At 56.0% G+C, this 16,350-nt stretch carries 15 protein-coding genes and 1 tRNA gene; 9 read left to right on the top strand and 7 right to left on the bottom strand.

Annotation, left to right across the window (positions count from 1 at the left end):
• The first annotated feature begins 43 nt into the window (after nucleotides 1-43).
• Nucleotides 44-478, top strand: a complete 435-nt coding sequence (locus ACTF58_RS01055; RefSeq protein ID WP_438990102.1) for a CBS domain-containing protein — start codon at nucleotides 44-46, stop codon at nucleotides 476-478.
• A gap of 90 nt (nucleotides 479-568) precedes the next feature.
• A complete protein-coding gene (coaD, locus tag ACTF58_RS01050; RefSeq protein WP_438990101.1) occupies nucleotides 569-1,066 on the top strand; it encodes a pantetheine-phosphate adenylyltransferase in 498 nt (165 codons plus the stop codon).
• An 11-nt stretch (nucleotides 1,067-1,077) separates the two neighbouring features.
• Here the strand turns inward: coaD and ACTF58_RS01045 are convergent, their stop codons facing one another.
• Nucleotides 1,078-1,221: a hypothetical protein gene (locus tag ACTF58_RS01045; RefSeq protein ID WP_438990100.1), complete on the bottom strand. Its 144-nt coding sequence runs from the start codon at nucleotides 1,219-1,221 to the stop codon at nucleotides 1,078-1,080.
• 175 nt (nucleotides 1,222-1,396) lie between these two features.
• Nucleotides 1,397-2,395, bottom strand: coding sequence for a type I glyceraldehyde-3-phosphate dehydrogenase (gap, locus tag ACTF58_RS01040; RefSeq protein ID WP_438990099.1), 999 nt, complete (start codon nucleotides 2,393-2,395; stop codon nucleotides 1,397-1,399).
• 185 nt (nucleotides 2,396-2,580) lie between these two features.
• Here gap and ACTF58_RS01035 point away from each other — a divergent pair, with 185 nt between their 5' ends.
• Nucleotides 2,581-3,549, top strand: coding sequence for a DUF808 domain-containing protein (locus tag ACTF58_RS01035; protein WP_438990098.1), 969 nt, complete (start codon nucleotides 2,581-2,583; stop codon nucleotides 3,547-3,549).
• A 396-nt stretch (nucleotides 3,550-3,945) separates the two neighbouring features.
• On the opposite strand, the gene tkt is transcribed toward ACTF58_RS01035, so the two are convergent.
• Nucleotides 3,946-5,961 (bottom strand): transketolase, encoded by a 2,016-nt coding sequence (gene tkt, locus ACTF58_RS01030; protein WP_438990097.1) that lies wholly within the window; start codon nucleotides 5,959-5,961, stop codon nucleotides 3,946-3,948.
• Between the two features lie 153 nt (nucleotides 5,962-6,114).
• Between tkt and ACTF58_RS01025 the strand changes: the two genes are divergently transcribed.
• The 5 genes from ACTF58_RS01025 (at nucleotide 6,115) to ACTF58_RS01005 (ending at nucleotide 12,466) form a co-directional block, all read left to right on the top strand.
• Nucleotides 6,115-6,663, top strand: a complete 549-nt coding sequence (locus tag ACTF58_RS01025) for a hypothetical protein (RefSeq protein ID WP_438990133.1) — start codon at nucleotides 6,115-6,117, stop codon at nucleotides 6,661-6,663.
• On the top strand, nucleotides 6,663-7,073 hold the full coding sequence (locus ACTF58_RS01020) for a cell division protein ZapA (protein WP_438990096.1): 411 nt from the start codon (nucleotides 6,663-6,665) through the stop codon (nucleotides 7,071-7,073). Before ACTF58_RS01025 ends, ACTF58_RS01020 begins: the two co-directional genes overlap by 1 nt.
• A gap of 62 nt (nucleotides 7,074-7,135) precedes the next feature.
• Nucleotides 7,136-7,212, top strand: a tRNA-Pro gene (locus ACTF58_RS01015).
• A 731-nt stretch (nucleotides 7,213-7,943) separates the two neighbouring features.
• The gene (locus ACTF58_RS01010; protein ID WP_438990095.1) at nucleotides 7,944-11,630 is read left to right on the top strand and encodes a vitamin B12-dependent ribonucleotide reductase; all 3,687 of its coding nucleotides are present in this window, start codon (nucleotides 7,944-7,946) and stop codon (nucleotides 11,628-11,630) included.
• A gap of 587 nt (nucleotides 11,631-12,217) precedes the next feature.
• Nucleotides 12,218-12,466, top strand: a complete 249-nt coding sequence (locus tag ACTF58_RS01005; protein WP_438990094.1) for an EF-hand domain-containing protein — start codon at nucleotides 12,218-12,220, stop codon at nucleotides 12,464-12,466.
• Between the two features lie 105 nt (nucleotides 12,467-12,571).
• Here ACTF58_RS01005 and ACTF58_RS01000 read toward each other — a convergent pair whose 3' ends face one another.
• On the bottom strand, nucleotides 12,572-13,615 hold the full coding sequence (locus ACTF58_RS01000; protein WP_438990093.1) for an ornithine cyclodeaminase: 1,044 nt from the start codon (nucleotides 13,613-13,615) through the stop codon (nucleotides 12,572-12,574).
• A 10-nt stretch (nucleotides 13,616-13,625) separates the two neighbouring features.
• Nucleotides 13,626-14,546, bottom strand: a complete 921-nt coding sequence (rocF, locus tag ACTF58_RS00995; protein WP_438990092.1) for an arginase — start codon at nucleotides 14,544-14,546, stop codon at nucleotides 13,626-13,628.
• 124 nt (nucleotides 14,547-14,670) lie between these two features.
• On the opposite strand from rocF, the gene ACTF58_RS00990 reads away from it, so the two are divergent.
• Nucleotides 14,671-15,099, top strand: coding sequence for an Lrp/AsnC family transcriptional regulator (locus ACTF58_RS00990; RefSeq protein WP_438990091.1), 429 nt, complete (start codon nucleotides 14,671-14,673; stop codon nucleotides 15,097-15,099).
• Nucleotides 15,100-15,301: 202 nt separating this feature from the next.
• Here ACTF58_RS00990 and ACTF58_RS00985 read toward each other — a convergent pair whose 3' ends face one another.
• On the bottom strand, nucleotides 15,302-15,769 hold the full coding sequence (locus ACTF58_RS00985; RefSeq protein WP_438990090.1) for a disulfide bond formation protein B: 468 nt from the start codon (nucleotides 15,767-15,769) through the stop codon (nucleotides 15,302-15,304).
• Nucleotides 15,766-16,344 (bottom strand): YqaA family protein, encoded by a 579-nt coding sequence (locus ACTF58_RS00980; protein ID WP_438990089.1) that lies wholly within the window; start codon nucleotides 16,342-16,344, stop codon nucleotides 15,766-15,768. Before ACTF58_RS00980 ends, ACTF58_RS00985 begins: the two co-directional genes overlap by 4 nt.
• Nucleotides 16,345-16,350: the final 6 nt, after the last annotated feature.

The raw sequence follows: 16,350 nt of genomic DNA, 5'->3' as shown, positions 1-16,350 counted from the left end.
AGCGGCCTTTGGTGTCGCAACCTGAGAAAAAAGGAGACTGCCCATGCTCGTGCAACAGATCCTCAAGTCAAAGGGCGACGGCCCTGTGATTACGATTAAAGCCACAACCTCGATATCGGAGGCCGCCCATGTGCTGGCCGAGCGCAGGATTGGTGGCTTGATCGTCTCGGACGATGGCAAGAGCGTTGAAGGGATTTTATCCGAACGCGATATCGTGCGCAGCCTTGCTTTGCGCGGCGCTGTTTGCCTTGACGAGACCGTGGGTGATTTGATGACACGCAATCCGGTCTGTTGCAGCAAAGAGGAAACAACAGATTCCGTTTTGCAAAAAATGACCAATGGCCGCTTTCGCCATATGCCCGTCACAGAAGACGGCGTCCTCGTCGGGATCATCACCATTGGGGACGCAGTTAAAGCGCGCCTTGAAGAACTCTCAATGGAAAAAGAAGCCCTTCAAGGCATGATTATGGGGCATTAAGCGCAGCCACACTGTCGCGGTCTTGCAATTTCTGCTTCAATATCGCATTCCAGCGAAAGAATCTTACGCAGCCAATAGCAAGAGGCTCCTATGCGCATCGGTCTATACCCCGGAACTTTTGACCCTGTCACTTTGGGCCACCTTGATATCATCAAGCGCGGCGCGGCTCTTGTGGACCGTCTGGTGATTGGCGTTGCGATCAACCGCGACAAAGGCCCGCTCTTCTCGCTGGAGGAACGTGTCGAAATGATCGAGGCCGAATGTGCCGAGCTGTCGCGCAAGACCGGAACAGAGATTGTCGTTCACCCTTTTGAAAACCTGCTGATCGACTGCGCCAAAGATGTCGGGGCGCAGATCATTGTCAGAGGTTTGCGGGCGGTGGCGGATTTTGAATATGAATATCAGATGGTGGGGATGAACCGCTCTTTGGACGATTCTGTTGAAACCGTGTTCCTCATGGCCGAGGCGCGTCATCAGGCGATTGCCTCCAAGCTGGTAAAAGAGATTGCCCGTCTGGATGGGGATATTTCAAAGTTCGTTCCCCCGCTTGTGCGTGAGAAAGTTTTGTCGCGCATGGGCAAGATATAAGGCCGCATTTTTCAGCGCCAAAACGCCAGCCATTCAATCAGCTCGGCCATTTTGCGAAGGAGAAAGACAGTCCCGTCCCAGCCGAAAAAGAACATATCAAGGCACAGCAACGCAACAATCACGAGAGCCAAGACGATCGAGATTTGTGAGTTCATTCTATACCATCCACATCAAAACCAGAACTATGTCAGAGGATATGCCTGACAAGGGCATTTTGCGCAAGAATACTTGAAGCCTCTCCTCAGAAGCAAACGCGCCAAGCCCATTGAGCTTGACGCGTCTTTTCATATCATTCTGGCCTGAGCCTATAGTGGAGAGGTTTAGCGGAGCTTAAAGGCGGCCCATCATTGCGGCCACATCGGCCATACGGCAGCTAAAGCCCCATTCGTTATCATACCATGCCAGAACCCGCACAAGGCGCCCGCCGACAACTTTGGTCTGTGCGGGTGCAAAAATCGAGCTTTCTTCCGTGTGGTTGAAGTCGGTCGAAACAAGCGGGGCCTCTTCATATCCGAGGACGCCCTTCATCGGGCCTTCGGCAGCGGCACGCACAATTTCATTGATCTCAGCCGCCGTGACAGACTTGCTGGCGGTAAACGTCAGATCGACCGCGCTCACATTGGGGGTGGGCACTCGGATCGCCGAGCCGTCGAGTTTGCCCGCAAGCTCTGGAAGCACTTCGCCAAGAGCTTTCGCCGCGCCTGTTGAGGTCGGGATCATGCTCATCGCTGCGGCGCGCGCGCGGTAAAGGTCTTTGTGGCGGCGGTCCAGCGTCGGCTGATCCCCTGTATAGGCGTGGATCGTTGTCATGATCCCGCTCTCGATGCCAACAGCGTCGTTGAGCACTTTGGCGACAGGGGCAAGGCAGTTTGTCGTGCAGGAACCGTTTGAAATCATCGTATGCGAAGCCTCAAGCGCCTCGTTGTTCACACCATAAACAATCGTGCGGTCAACGTTTTTTCCGGGGGCCGACAGCAAGACCTTCTTTGCGCCGCGCGCGAGGTGGGCTTTGGCTTTTTCGCCATCATTAAAGTTGCCGGTGCATTCCATCACAACATCTACACCCGACCAGTCAAGCTCTTCCATGTTGTAAGTGGAGAACATCTGCATCTCGCCTGCGCCGAGGTCCATCATACCATCGCCGATTTTGACCTCATTGGGAAAGCGGCCATGCACGCTGTCGTATTTGATCAGATGCGCGGCTGTTTCGAGCGGGCCAGTGGCATTGACTTTCACCACACGAACATCATCGCGTCCTGATGCTGCAATATGTGAAAGTGTGCAGCGGCCAATGCGGCCAAACCCGTTGATGCCTACGGTGATGGTCATGTTCTCTCTCCTTGCGCGTCTGTTTCCGCTGGTCTTAACGGGGCTGAGAGCAAGCGGAAAGGGGCGCTGAGAGGATTTTTGCCAGTGTTAGCGATAAACCTCTGGTGCAGGGCTTCGTCTCCCAAGGTGATTGCGCTAACGTCCCGAAAATGGCAAGAGGCCATCCTCAAACGAAGGAGTGTTCAATGAGTGGTTTGTTAGCGTTGCTAGACGATGTGGCCGCGATTGCGAAGGTGGCGGCTGCCTCCGTAGATGATGTGATGGCTCAAGCCACCAAAGCCGGCGCAAAAGCGGCAGGCGCAGTCATTGATGATGCCGCCGTCACCCCTAAATATGTCCACGGGTTTTCGGCCGAGCGTGAGTTGCCTATTATTTGGCGCATTGCCCGTGGGTCTATGATCAACAAGCTGGTTTTCCTTTTGCCCGCAGGTTTGGCGCTTAGCAATTTTGCGCCTTGGGCTATTCCTCCCCTCCTGATGATGGGGGGCGCATATCTTTGTTTTGAGGGGGCGGAGAAAATTGCGCACAGTTTAGGGCTCGTCGAGCATCATCACTCTGATGCTGAAGAAAGCCATGATGACCCCGCACATCTTGAAGAAGAGCGCGCAAAAGGCGCGATCAAGACGGATTTCATTCTCTCTGCGGAAATTATGACAATCGCTTTGGCCGCGATTCCCAGTAGCACCTTTTGGATGGAAGCCTTTACGCTGGCGGCTGTGGCGGTGATGATCACAGTTGCGGTCTATGGCTCGGTCGCCCTGATCGTCAAAGCAGACGATGTCGGGCTATTCATGGCAAATCGTGGTCGTTTCAGTCTCACACGCCGTTTAGGCGAGGGGATCGTGAAAGTGATGCCAAAGTTTCTATGGCTGCTCACAGTCATTGGAACGGCGGCTATGCTCTGGGTTGGAGGCTCAATCATTGTGCACGCTTTGCACGAGCTTGGAGTGCATGGCCCCTATGAGGCCATTAAAGGCTTGGCGAGCGCGCTTGCCTCAGCTGTTGGCGGACCAGTTGATGCTCTGAAATGGCTGTTTACGGCAACGATTGATGGGATTTTGGGGCTTTTATTGGGGCTGATACTCATCCCGATTGGATTGAAGGTTGTGACGCCTCTCTGGCAAGCTCTATTTCGCAAGAAGATGAAAAGCTAAGGGAAAGACGCTTTAAACGCACTTCAAAATTGCGATGTGTCAAGGCGAGTAGGCTCGCGATTGGCTAGGATATCTTCACGTTGAGTCGTCTCATGGAGGATAGAATGTCATCAGAACCCAAACCGAAAAATGCGAGTGATCCTGCCTCTCTTTCAGTGGCGAGCGGTACGACGACGCTGCCGCCTGCCAGTGGAACACCGAATGTCGCACCAGCAAGTGGAACGCCTGAAACACCGCCAAAGCCCAAGCCGAAACCCAAGAAGGAAGATCAGAGTCAATGGGGGCCAACTTGGGGTTGGGGCTGGGATGACGAGGACGAAAGCAAAGAGTAGCCATAAAAACGAAAAAGGGCGGGAATAATCCCGCCCTTGCCGTTCATAACCTAAATTTAGAAGCTTAGAGTAAGGCTTTCACACTTTCAGCAACAGCCTTCGCCGTAATCCCGAACTTCTCATAAAGCACCTCTGCTGGCGCTGAGGCGCCAAAGCCGTCCATCCCGACAAAATCGGCTTTGATGGCCTTGCCACGCTCGCCTGTGAGCCAGCGGTCCCAGCCCATCCGCGCGCCCGCCTCGACTGCGACGCGCACAGGACCAGCCGGAAGCACTTTGCGGCGATAGGCCTCGTCTTGCGCTTCAAAAAGCTCCCAGCACGGCATAGAAACCACACGCGTGCCAATGCCTTCCGCTTCCAGTTGCGCACGGGCCTCCATCGCCACGGAGACTTCAGAGCCAGTTGCCAAAAGAATGGCTTGGCGCTTGCCCGTTGCCTCCGCCAGAACGTAGGCCCCTTGGGCGCTCATGTTCTTCAGTTTATGCTCGGTGCGCAAGGTCGGGAGGCCTTGGCGGGTCAAAGCCAGCACAGAGGGCGTGTCTTTGCTCGTCAATGCGATTTCCCAAGCCTCGGCTGTTTCCACTGTGTCACACGGGCGGAAGGTGTAGCTGTTGGGCGTGGCGCGACAGATCGCCAGATGCTCGACAGGCTGGTGTGTCGGGCCGTCTTCGCCCACGCCGATACTGTCGTGAGTCATGACGAAAACTGTCGGAATTTTCATCAACGACGCGAGGCGCATGGACGGGCGGGCATAGTCTGTGAAGGTGAAGAAGGTGCCGCCATAAGCGCGCGCGCCACCGTGCAGCACCATGCCGTTCATAGCCGCCGCCATACCGTGCTCGCGGATGCCGTAGTAAATATAGCGGCCTTTGCGATTGTCGATATCATGCGTGCCCAAATCACCTGTTTTGGTGTTGTTTGAGCCCGTCAGATCGGCTGAGCCGCCAACGGTTTCTGGCATAATCGGGTTGATCACTTCCAGAACCATTTCCGAGCTCTTGCGCGTTGCAACTTTCGGTGCCGTTTCTGAAATTTGCTTTTTCAGGGCTTTAATTGTGGCTGACAGCTTCTTGGGAGCCTCAAGTGCGAGCGCGCGGGTGAAGTCTTCCTGCTTACGCCCTGAAAGGGTGGCAAAACGCTTTTCCCAAGCCGCGCGTTCGGTTGCGCCGCGCGCGCCGATCTTTTCCCACTGTGTCTTAATATCAGAAGGAACTTCAAACGGGCCATAGCTCCAACCGTAGCCTTCTTTGGCTGCGGAAAGCTGGGCTGCATCCGTCAATGCGCCGTGGCCCTTGGATGTATCCTGTGCTGCGTGCCCAAGCGCTATATGGGTTTTGCAGGCAATCATGGAGGGCTTTGACGTTGTTTTCGCTTTTGTGATTGCGGCATCAATGGCGATCGGGTCGTGACCGTCGATTTCTATGACGTGCCAGCCCGCAGCCTTGAAGCGCTGTGGTTGGTTGGTGCGGTCTGAGAGTTCGACGGTGCCGTCGATGGTGATGTTGTTGTTGTCCCAGAACACAATCAGCTTGCCGAGACGCTGACGGCCCGCAAGCGTAATGGCTTCTTGGCTGATGCCTTCCATGAGGCAGCCGTCACCCGCGATCACATATGTATAGTGGTCGACCACTTTGCGCCCGTAGCGCGCCCGCTGGATTTCTTCCGCAAGAGCGAAGCCAACCGCGTTGGCAATGCCTTGGCCGAGGGGGCCTGTGGTTGTTTCAATGCCTTTTGCGTGGCCATATTCGGGGTGGCCGGCTGTGATTGCGCCCCATTGGCGGAAGTTTTTGACTTGCTCAAGCGTCATATCCTCATAGCCTGTGAGGTGCAGCAGAGAATACAGCAGCATGGAGCCGTGGCCTGCTGACAGGATGAAACGGTCGCGATCAGGCCAGTCGGGGGCCTTTGCGTCAAACTTCAGGTGCTTTTCGTAAAGAACCGTTGCAACATCAGCCATACCCATAGGCATTCCTGAGTGTCCAGAATTGGCGGCGGCAACAGCATCAAGTGTCAGTGCACGAATGGCGGCAGCGCGCATCCAGTGCTCGGGGTTGGCAGCGCGAAGGGCAGCAATATCCAAGACTTTGTCCTCATCTTTGGCAATAGGTTTCTGAGAGGTCTTTAACAGCCTCTCGCGCGGAGGCAAATGTGGTTTTCCTCTCAAGGGTGCAAAAGGCAAAAATATGGCCTAAACTTTTCCCAAGCCATGGCAAAGAATGGCCGTTTGATTCGCGTGAGCGAAACAGAATGCGAAACAGGCACGGGTATTGAGGAAGTGCAGATGGGTAACATTGAAGAGCTTGAACGCCGGATCACCGCAGCGCTAGACCGCATCGGCAAGCACGTAGACGATCTGGGCGACGTTTCTGCTGCGGGGGGCGACCCTGAGGAGATATCTCAGTTACGTTCGGCCCTTGAAGAGGAAAAGCTGGTCAGCAGCCAGCTTGAGGAGCGCAACAAGAAGTTGCGCGAGAAATATGAGGATGCCCGCGCGAGGCTTGAAGCCGAGCTGGAAGCACAACGTATGGCGACAGCGAAACTCGATATGGAAATGCAGCGAATGCGCGCCGCCAACGCGCAACTGCGCAGCTCGAACGCGGATCTGAGAGCGGCCAATGAAAAGGGTGTTGGTGAGCCTCATCTCATTAATAAAGCTATGCTGGCCGAACTCGAAGGGCTGCGTGCAGAACACGCTGTTGAGAAAGCTGAGGTCGCCGCGATTGCAGAGACGATTGGTCTGGCCCTGAATGGCCAGCTGCCACAGCTTGAGGAGACGTCGTAATGCCGGAAGTAAAGATCGAGATTGGCGGACGTGTGTTTGAAGTCGCTTGCCAAGAAGGAGAGGAACACTACCTCCACAGTGCGGCTGCAATGTTGGATATCGAAGCGAGCACCCTGACAAGCCAGATCGGGCGCTTGCCCGAGCCACGTATGCTATTGATGGCAGGGTTGATGCTTGCGGACAAAACCGCAGGTGTCGAGGACAAGCTCAAGACCCGTGATGCAAGGATCGCGGAACTGGAGGGCGAGCTTGCACGGATGAGTGCTATGCCAAAGCCTGAACCCGAACGGATCGAAGTTCCCGTCGTGCCAGGGTCTGTCACAGACAGCCTTGCAGAGCTGGCAGCGCGTGCTGAATCTATTGCTGGAGCGCTCGAAGAGCGCCGTGGCGAGGAAACTTTAGGCGGCTGACATTTTCTTGCCGATTGAGTATGGACAAGCAGAGCAGATGCCGATTATAGAAGCGCTCGGTCCGGGGCGTAGCGCAGCCTGGTAGCGCACCTGTTTTGGGTACAGGGGGTCGTAAGTTCGAATCTTACCGTCCCGACCATTTAAAAAAACCGGCCTCCAAGATGTATCACTACATCTTGGAGGCCGGTTTTTTTTTGGAGGTTGGTTTGCTGGTTTTCACCCTCAGTGGTCCTGACGCGGAGAGTGCTTTGCGAGGGATGGATCATTGTTCATTTGATAGAATCAGTCGACGCGATCGGACATTCCAAGCTCTCAAGCGCGCCCTAAGGTAAAGGAAGTGTAACCGATCGATTATTTTTGCAAAAGTTAAGGATGATCTGGTTTGATGAACAACGACGGTGGATAAAATCGTTCTATTTTTAAATCGCTTCCTGAAGCAATTCTCATAACCCCACTAAAAGAAAAGGCTTTCGGTGATTTCTCTGCTTTGGCTTATCCACAATCTTTTAGGACGAGGGCGGTGGATGAATCAGTGAAGAGATTGAGGGGCTTTCGATTGTTTCGACCGTCAACCTTAAATTGAATAATTTTGCTAAAAGTTTCCGTTGACCTGCCCCCGTCAAATACGCCAGATAGTGTCAGTCAGACAAAAGGCCACAACATATAGGGGTCAGACGTCGGGCAGGGACAGGTAAAAGTTTTAGACATATCGCTCTTAAGAGCGCGGTTTTTGTGTGGCTGCCATGAATTTTGGTCGCACTCCGCAGCTCTGTGTGCGGCCTTTCCGAATTCGACATCAGCGTGACCTGAGTATTCTGGTTAGCTGGGCAAGATGTATTGAACCAAAGTCACGAGGGGCTAGGCAGAGCTATGAAAATCGACAGAAAATTCACTGAGGCAGGTAAAGACGCATATGCAGACGTAGAGTTTGTAAAAACGGTCTCAGAGATCCGCAATCCAGACGGCACAATCGTTTTCAAATTGGACGATGTGGAAGTGCCTAAGACTTGGAGTCAGGTGGCTTCGGATGTGATTGCTCAGAAGTATTTTCGTAAGGCTGGTGTGCCCACGGCTTTGAAGAAGGTTAAGGAAAAGAACGTTCCAGAATTTCTCTGGCGTTCGGTGCCTGATTCGGACACGACAGAGAAGACCGGTGAGATTTCGGCCAAGCAGGTGTTTGACCGTCTTGCAGGCGCTTGGGCCTATTGGGGCTGGAAGGGTGGCTACTTCTCAACAGAAGAAGACGCGCGCGCCTATTATGACGAGATGCGCCATATGCTGGCCACGCAGCGCGCCGCGCCAAACTCCCCACAGTGGTTCAACACAGGCCTGCACTGGGCCTATGGGATCGACGGGCCGGGGCAGGGCCACTTCTATGTGGATTACCAGTCAGGCGAGCTCACGAAATCAACCTCTGCTTATGAGCATCCGCAGCCACACGCTTGCTTTATCCAATCGGTAAAAGACGATCTCGTCGGCGACGGCGGCATTATGGACCTTTGGGTGCGTGAAGCGCGTCTCTTTAAATACGGTTCGGGCACCGGCACGAACTTCTCCCACCTGCGCGCCTCAAATGAAGCGCTTTCAGGCGGCGGCAAGTCGTCTGGCCTTATGGGCTTCCTCAAGATCGGCGATCGCGCAGCCGGCGCTATCAAATCTGGCGGCACAACGCGCCGCGCGGCCAAGATGGTGATCGTCGATGCAGATCACCCTGATATTGAAGAATATATCAACTGGAAGGTCAAAGAAGAGCAGAAGGTTGCCAGCATTGTGGCCGGCTCCAAGCTGCATGAAGAAAAGCTCAACGAAATCTTCGGTGCCATTCGCTCTTGGGATGGATCAAGCGAAGACTCGGTCGATCCAAAGAAGAACGAGCAGCTGAAAACAGCCATTCGCGGCGCGAAAAAAGTTCATATCCCTGAGACATATGTCAAACGGGTGCTCGACTATGCAAAGCAGGGCTTTGGCAGCATTGAATTCCCCACCTATGACACCGATTGGGATTCAGAAGCCTACGCCTCTGTGTCTGGCCAAAACTCGAACAACTCGATCCGCGTCACCAACGCGTTTCTGAAGGCCGTGGAAAACGATAGCGACTGGGAGCTGATCCGCCGCACGGACGGCTCGGTTGCCAAAACCATCAAGGCCCGCAAGCTCTGGGAAGATGTCGGTCACGCCGCATGGGCCTGTGCGGATCCGGGCATCCAGTTCCACGACACGGTCAACGAGTGGCACACCTGCCCAGAAGATGGCGCGATCCGCGGATCAAACCCCTGTTCGGAATATATGTTCCTTGATGACACGGCGTGTAACCTTGCCTCTATGAACCTCTTGACCTTCCTCAAGGATGGCAAGTTCCAAGCCGAAGACTATATGCACGCCTCGCGGCTTTGGACTGTGACGCTCGAAATTTCGGTTATGATGGCGCAGTTCCCGTCAAAAGAGATTGCACAGCGCTCTTATGACTTCCGCACCTTGGGTCTGGGCTATGCCAATATTGGCGGCCTGCTGATGAACCTTGGTCTTGGCTATGACAGCGACGAAGGCCGCGCGATTGGCGCTGCGCTCACCGCGATCATGACGGGTGTGTCTTATGCGACATCTGCCGAAATGGCGGGCGAGCTGGGGCCATTCCCGGGCTATGAGCGCAACCGCGAGCATATGCTGCGCGTCATTCGCAACCACCGCAACGCCGCCTATGGCGCGACAGACGGCTATGAGAAGCTCGAGATCAAACCAGTTCCGCTGGATCTGAAAAACTGCCCTGACAGCCAGCTTGTCGACTTGTCGATGGCCGTCTGGGACGAAGCGCTCAAACTTGGCGAAAAGAACGGCTTCCGCAACGCGCAGGTCTCTGTGATTGCGCCCACGGGCACCATCGGGCTTGTGATGGATTGTGACACCACAGGGATCGAGCCTGACTTTGCGCTTGTGAAGTTCAAAAAGCTCGCGGGCGGTGGCTATTTCAAGATCATCAACCAGTCGGTGCCTGCTGCGCTTGAAAAGCTTGGCTATGGTTCGGCCCAAATCGAAGAGATTGTGTCTTATGCTGTCGGGCATGGCACACTTGGCAACGCACCGGGCATCAATCACACTTCGCTGATCGGCCACGGCTTTGGCCAGCCAGAGCTCGACAAGATCGAAAACGCGCTCGGCACGGCTTTTGACATCCGCTTTGTCTTCAACCAGTGGACACTGGGCGAAGCCTTCTGCACCGGCACTCTGGGCATTCCTGCCGAGAAGCTCAATGATCCGACGTTTGATATGCTCAAGCACCTTGGCTATGCCCGTGCGGATGTGGACGCGGCAAACGACCACGTTTGCGGCACCATGACGCTGGAGGGCGCGCCGCATCTGGCCGAAGAGCATTACAACGTGTTTGACTGTGCCAACCCCTGCGGCAAGAAGGGCAAGCGCTATCTCTCTGTCACGGCTCACATCTATATGATGGCGGCAGCGCAGAGCTTTATCTCGGGCGCGATCTCCAAGACGATCAATATGCCAAATGATGCGACGATAGAGGACTGTCAGAAAGCCTATGAGCTGTCATGGTCACTTGGGGTCAAAGCCAATGCGCTTTATCGGGACGGCTCCAAGCTGAGCCAGCCTTTGGCCTCTGCCCTTGTGGAAGATGATGACGAGGCGCTCGAAATTCTGGAGAGCGGTTCCAGCCAAGAAAAGGCAGCTGTTCTGGCGCAAAAGATCGTTGAGAAAGTGATCATCAAAGAGATCGTAAAGTCTCACCGTGAGAAAATGCCCGAGCGCCGCAAAGGCTATACGCAGAAGGCGGTTGTGGGTGGTCATAAGGTCTATCTGCGCACTGGCGAATATCAGGACGGCTCGCTTGGCGAAATCTTCATTGATATGCACAAAGAGGGCGCAGGCTTTCGGGCTATGATGAACAACTTCGCAATCGCGGTGTCGGTTGGTCTTCAGTATGGTGTGCCGCTGGAAGAGTTTGTGGACGCCTTCACCTTCACAAAGTTTGAGCCTGCGGGCATGGTTCAGGGCAACGACAGCATCAAGAATGCGACGTCGATCCTTGATTATATCTTCCGCGAGCTGGCTGTGTCTTATCTTGATCGCACCGATCTGGCCCATGTGAAGCCCGAAGGCGCAAGCTTTGATGACTTGGGGCGCGGCGAGGAAGAGGGCGTCAGCAACATTCAGGAGATGAGTGAAGGCTCGGCCTCACGCTCGCTTGAAGTGCTCAAACAGATCAGCTCGACGGGCTATCTGCGCAAGCGTCTGCCGCAAGAGCTTGTTGTGCTTCAGGGCGGGCAGAGCTTTGGCGGGATGGCTATGGCCTCGGGCGATCCTGTGAGCGCGCTGAGCACGCTTGTGCCTGAGACATCGGGGGGCGTTGCGAGCGCCGTGATGAGCGAGAGCCTTGCCACCACGACAAGCACAACGGCAACGGGCATGGATGCGCGCACCAAAGCCAAGATGCAGGGCTATGAAGGCGAAGCCTGTGGCGATTGTGGCAACTACACACTGGTGCGCAACGGCACCTGCATGAAGTGCAACACGTGCGGAGCGACCTCAGGGTGCTCCTGATATCGAAGCATAGCGCTTCACCTTATACGGGGCGGGTGCGCTCGCCCCTGAACGCGTTCGGGCCGCAGGCATAAACTTTGAGCGGTGAATATAAGTGAGCCTGAACGGCGAAACTTGATGGGGGGTCTTTATGGCCCCCCTTTTTTTCTGTGCAGAATCAGACAGTCAGGCGCGAAGACTCGGGCTTGGGGCGCGCAATGGGCACGATGAGATAGAGATCGGCGTGCGCTGTTGCAAGGGGCGCGTCTCGCATAAGCGCCGCTTTGCCAGAGCGGGGCTGTCGCTTGCGCGCCAAATGGCTCAGGCGCTTTTGGGGTGGGCCCATAAGCGCCGAAGCGCCTGTGCGACAGAGGGGTTTTGGCGGCTTTTGGCAGGTCTGGCGCGCGGTGCGTTTTGCCCCTGTTCGGCTTTGAACAATCGCGATTATGTCGCTCTCACCGAGGCTTGTTCCTGCGCGTTTTGACGCGTTCTACCGCAGGGACGGGCACCGAAACCACGCTTGCCCGACGGGTGGGTGTGATGAGCGCGAGTGGCTTTCGCCAAGGCGGCTCGATAACCGAAACGATATGTAAAATGGAGCGACACCTATGAAAAAGACGACACTCACACTTGCAGCGCTTGCGACGCTTCTGACGCCGATGCTGGCGAATGCGGATATGCTGGCGGAGCTGGATACAAACGCTGATGGCGCTGTGACAATTGACGAGCTGCAAGCGGTTTACCCCGATATGTCAGCCGAGGCCTTCTCTGAAATGGACATCAACGACGATGGGTTGCTGGATGCGGACGAGATCACGGCGGCTGAAGAAGCTGGCATGATCAACCAAGACGGCTAAGGTAAGCCGTCGACGTGACGCTGCGCCTGTTCCCCGGATGCGCGGCTTTTATGCACGCATAGAACATAAAGAAAGCCCCTGAAGCCTTTGCTTTGGGGGCTTTTTTCAGACTGATCGTTTGAGCATTCCGAACAGATCGCGGGGATCATCGGGGTCGGCAAGCATATCGAGGGTTTGGAAGAAATCTGTCCCTTGAATGTGGTCTCGCACGTAGCGCAGGGCGGAAAAATCCTCAATTGCGAAGCCGACGCTGTCAAACAAAGTGATTTGTTTGTCGCTGGTGCGGCCCTGTGCTGCGCCTGTGATCACTTGCCAGAGTTCTGTCACGGGGTGGTCCTGCGAGAGCTGCTGGATTTCGCCTTCCACGCGGGTTTGCGGCGGGAATTCGACAAAGATATCAGAGCGATGCAGGATTGCTTCGGCCAGCTCGGTTTTGCCGGGGCAATCTCCGCCGATGGCGTTGATATGGACGCCAGCGCCGATCATGTTGTCGGTGAGGATCGTGGCGCATTGTTTGTCGGCGGTGCAGGTTGTGATGATCTGCGCGCCTTCCATGCTCTCCTCGGCAGATTTACATTTCGTTACCGATACGCCCATACCTTCGAGGTTGCGCGCGGCCTTCTCTGTGGCGGCGGGGTCGATATCATAGAGGCGCACGGCCTCAAGGCCGATGATGGCTTTCATAGCGAGTGTCTGGAACTCGGATTGCGCCCCATTGCCGATCATCGCCATGGTCTTTGCGCCTTTTGGGGCAAGGTGCTTGGCGGCCATGGCCGAGGTTGCGGCGGTGCGCAGGGCGGTGAGCAGGGTCATCTCGCTGAGGAGCGTTGGATAGCCTGTATACACATTCGCGAGCAGGCCAAAGGCGGTGACGGTCTGGAGGCCTTCGGAGGTATTCTTCGGGTGACCATTCACATATTTGAAGCCGTACGCCTCGCCATCGGAGGTCGGCATCAACTCGATCACACCAACCTCGGAATGGCTGGCGACACGGGGCGTTTTGTCAAACAGTTCCCAGCGTTTGAAATCGGCTTCGATCTCGTCAGCAAGCCCGCTCAACATCTTTTCCAAGCCGATATGATGCACAAGATTCATCATGTTTTGAACGGATACAAAGGGAACATAAGCTTTGGAGGACGGGGTTAACATATTAAATTCCTTATGAAAAAGCGCGTGTGGGGCGGTCAAAGACGCGGCGGCCAAGGGCGGATGCGGCCAGATCAACCATCACCTGAGCGGTGCGGCCACGCTCATCGAGAAAGGGGTTTAGCTCGACCAGATCAAGCGAGCTCATCAGGCCTGAATCACTGATCATTTCCATGACAAGATGGGCCTCTCGGATGGTTGCGCCGCCTGGCACTGTTGTGCCGACGGCGGGGGCAAACGAGGGATCGAGAAAGTCCACATCAAGGCTGACGTGGAGCGCGCCTTTGGCCTTTTTGACCATGGCGAGAAAGGCTGAGAGGGGCTTGGCTATGCCTGTTTCGTCGATGCGGCGCATATCATAGGCGTGAATATTGGTGTCTTGCATGGCCTCGCGCTCGGCGGCATCAACAGACCTAAGCCCGAGAATACACACGTTTTCTTCAGGGATCGGGCGCTCGATCTTGGGAAAGCCGCCAAAGCCTTTGCGGCCTGTGACATAGCCTATCGGCGTTCCGTGAAGGTTGCCTGAATCACTCGTTTCGGGGGTGTGGTAGTCGGTATGGGCGTCCAGCCAGAGCAAGAATTGCGGCTGATTCGCCTCTGTGGCGAAGGCGTTGACCCCGCCGACCGAGCCAAGCGAGAGCGCATGATCGCCGCCAAGGAAGATTGGCAGGCCTTTGGCCATGGCGTCTTTGCCCGTGCGCCAGAGGCGGTTGGTCCAGCCAACGGTTTCGTGGTGTTTGTAAATGCGCGCCTCAGGGTCATCGGCGGCGTGTTCGGCGGGCGAGAGATTGCCCCAGTCGCGGACGCGGTAGCCAAGCCCTGTGAGCGCCTCGGAAAGCCCCGCTGTGCGGTAGGCATCCGGCCCCATCAGGCAGCCTTTGCGGCGCTTGCCAGAGTCCATCGGAGCGCCAATGAGAATGATGTCACGCATGGATATGAAGCCTTTTGATCGCTGTGTTTGCAGGAAGATTATGGGCTAAGTGGGATGTGTAATAGCTTTCAAAGTGATCACTGTGGTGATAGCTTGAGCAGATTGTTAGATAGGATTGAACACTATGGATGATCTTGACCAAAGGTTGATCGCCGCCCTACGGCAGGATGCGCGGGCGTCGCATTCCGAGCTTGCGGGGCAGTTGGGCGTGGGGCGTGCGACGGTTCGGGCGCGGCAAGCGCGTCTGGAGGCGCGCGGGGACATTTTGGGCTATTCTGTCGTGCTCAAGGAGGACCGTTTGGCGGACCCTGTGAGGGGGCTGATGATGATCGGGATCGAGGGGCGCGGGACTGATCGTATCCTGCGGCAACTGGCCGGATTTTCGGCTGTGCGCGGGGTGCATAGCACCAATGGACGTTGGGATGTGATTGCAGAAATCGGCACAGAAAGTCTTGAGGCTTTTGACGAGGTTCTGGCGCGTATTCGCAAGCTTGACGGCGTGTCGACATCTGAAACATCGCTTTTGCTCAGCACCAAGAAATCGGCGTTCTGAAGATTGTGTTATGCCTGCGTCCCGCAGGGTTAACGGTGGCAAAACCCGCTGATTCTGGGGGGGTGCTATGCGTGCACAAAGCGTGCACCATGTGTGCACCCCCCTGACTCCCCTTTTGTTAAGAGAAAATTAGCTAATGGGGCGTGCGGCGGGGGAACGGATTTTAAAGGGTTTATCCCTGCGAAAAGCTGCGCAGGTTGGCTCAGATGCGGTGTTTGGCTGCCGCGAGCCAGACGAGCGCGAGGGCGATCGAGGCGATGGCGTTCCAGCTCGCCATAGAGAGGCTCAATAGCTCCCATGGGGCTTCGTCGCAGCGCACAATCGGGGCGGTCATGATCTGGTTGAGCAGGTCTTGCGGGCTGAGGCCCGATATGTCGCCTGAGGTGCAGCTTGAGGGGCCAGCCCAGAGCTTGCGCTCAACGCCGGTGTGATAGACGCCGATGGCGGCGGTGGTGAGGGCGGCGAGCGCGCCGAGGAGCGGCCAGCGCCGACCCGGGACCATAAGCCCGATCAGGGCGAGCAGGATCGCGACAACATGGGGGTAGCGCTGCCAGAGGCAGAGCTTGCAGGGCGGCATCTCACCGATGTGTTGAAAGCCGAGCGCGCCGAGCATCAGAGCACCAGAGCCGAGGCCTGCGAGCAAGATGAGATTGGGGCGCGAGAAGGTCATAGGAATTTCACCACATAAAAGCCGCCGATCAGCAGCGCGCAGAACAGGGCGAACATAAGGCCAAGGCGGCGCTCGATAAAGTCACGAATGGGTGCGCCGAACTTCCAGAGGAGGAAGGCGACCAGATAAAAGCGCAATCCGCGAGCGAGAATGGATGTCACGATAAAGGTGAGAAGCGGCATCCCTGTCCAGCCTGACATGATCGTGATGACCTTATAGGGGAAAGGGGTCATGCCTGCGACGAGCACGGCCCAGAAGCCGACGTCGTTAAAGCGGGTGTTAAAGGCGGCGACGGCGTCGCCCTTGCCCAAGCTCTCAAGGATTGGCTGGCCCAGCTCAGCAAAGGCCAGCGCGCCAATGGCGTAGCCCAGAAGCCCGCCAATGACCGAGGCGGTCAGCGCCACAGAGGCAATGAGCCATGCGCGCGAGGGGCGGGCGAGGATCATCGGGATCATCAGGATATCGGGGGGGATCGGGAAGACCGAAGATTCGATAAAGGCCACGAACGCCAGCCACCACATCGCATGGCGATGTTCGGCGAGGCGCATTGTCCAGTCATAAAGCCTGCGCAACATAGGTCT

Origin of the sequence: Lentibacter sp. (genome assembly GCF_965657785.1) — a bacterium.
GTDB lineage: Bacteria > Pseudomonadota > Alphaproteobacteria > Rhodobacterales > Rhodobacteraceae > Lentibacter.
This window is presented reverse-complemented; position numbering and strand designations above follow the sequence as displayed.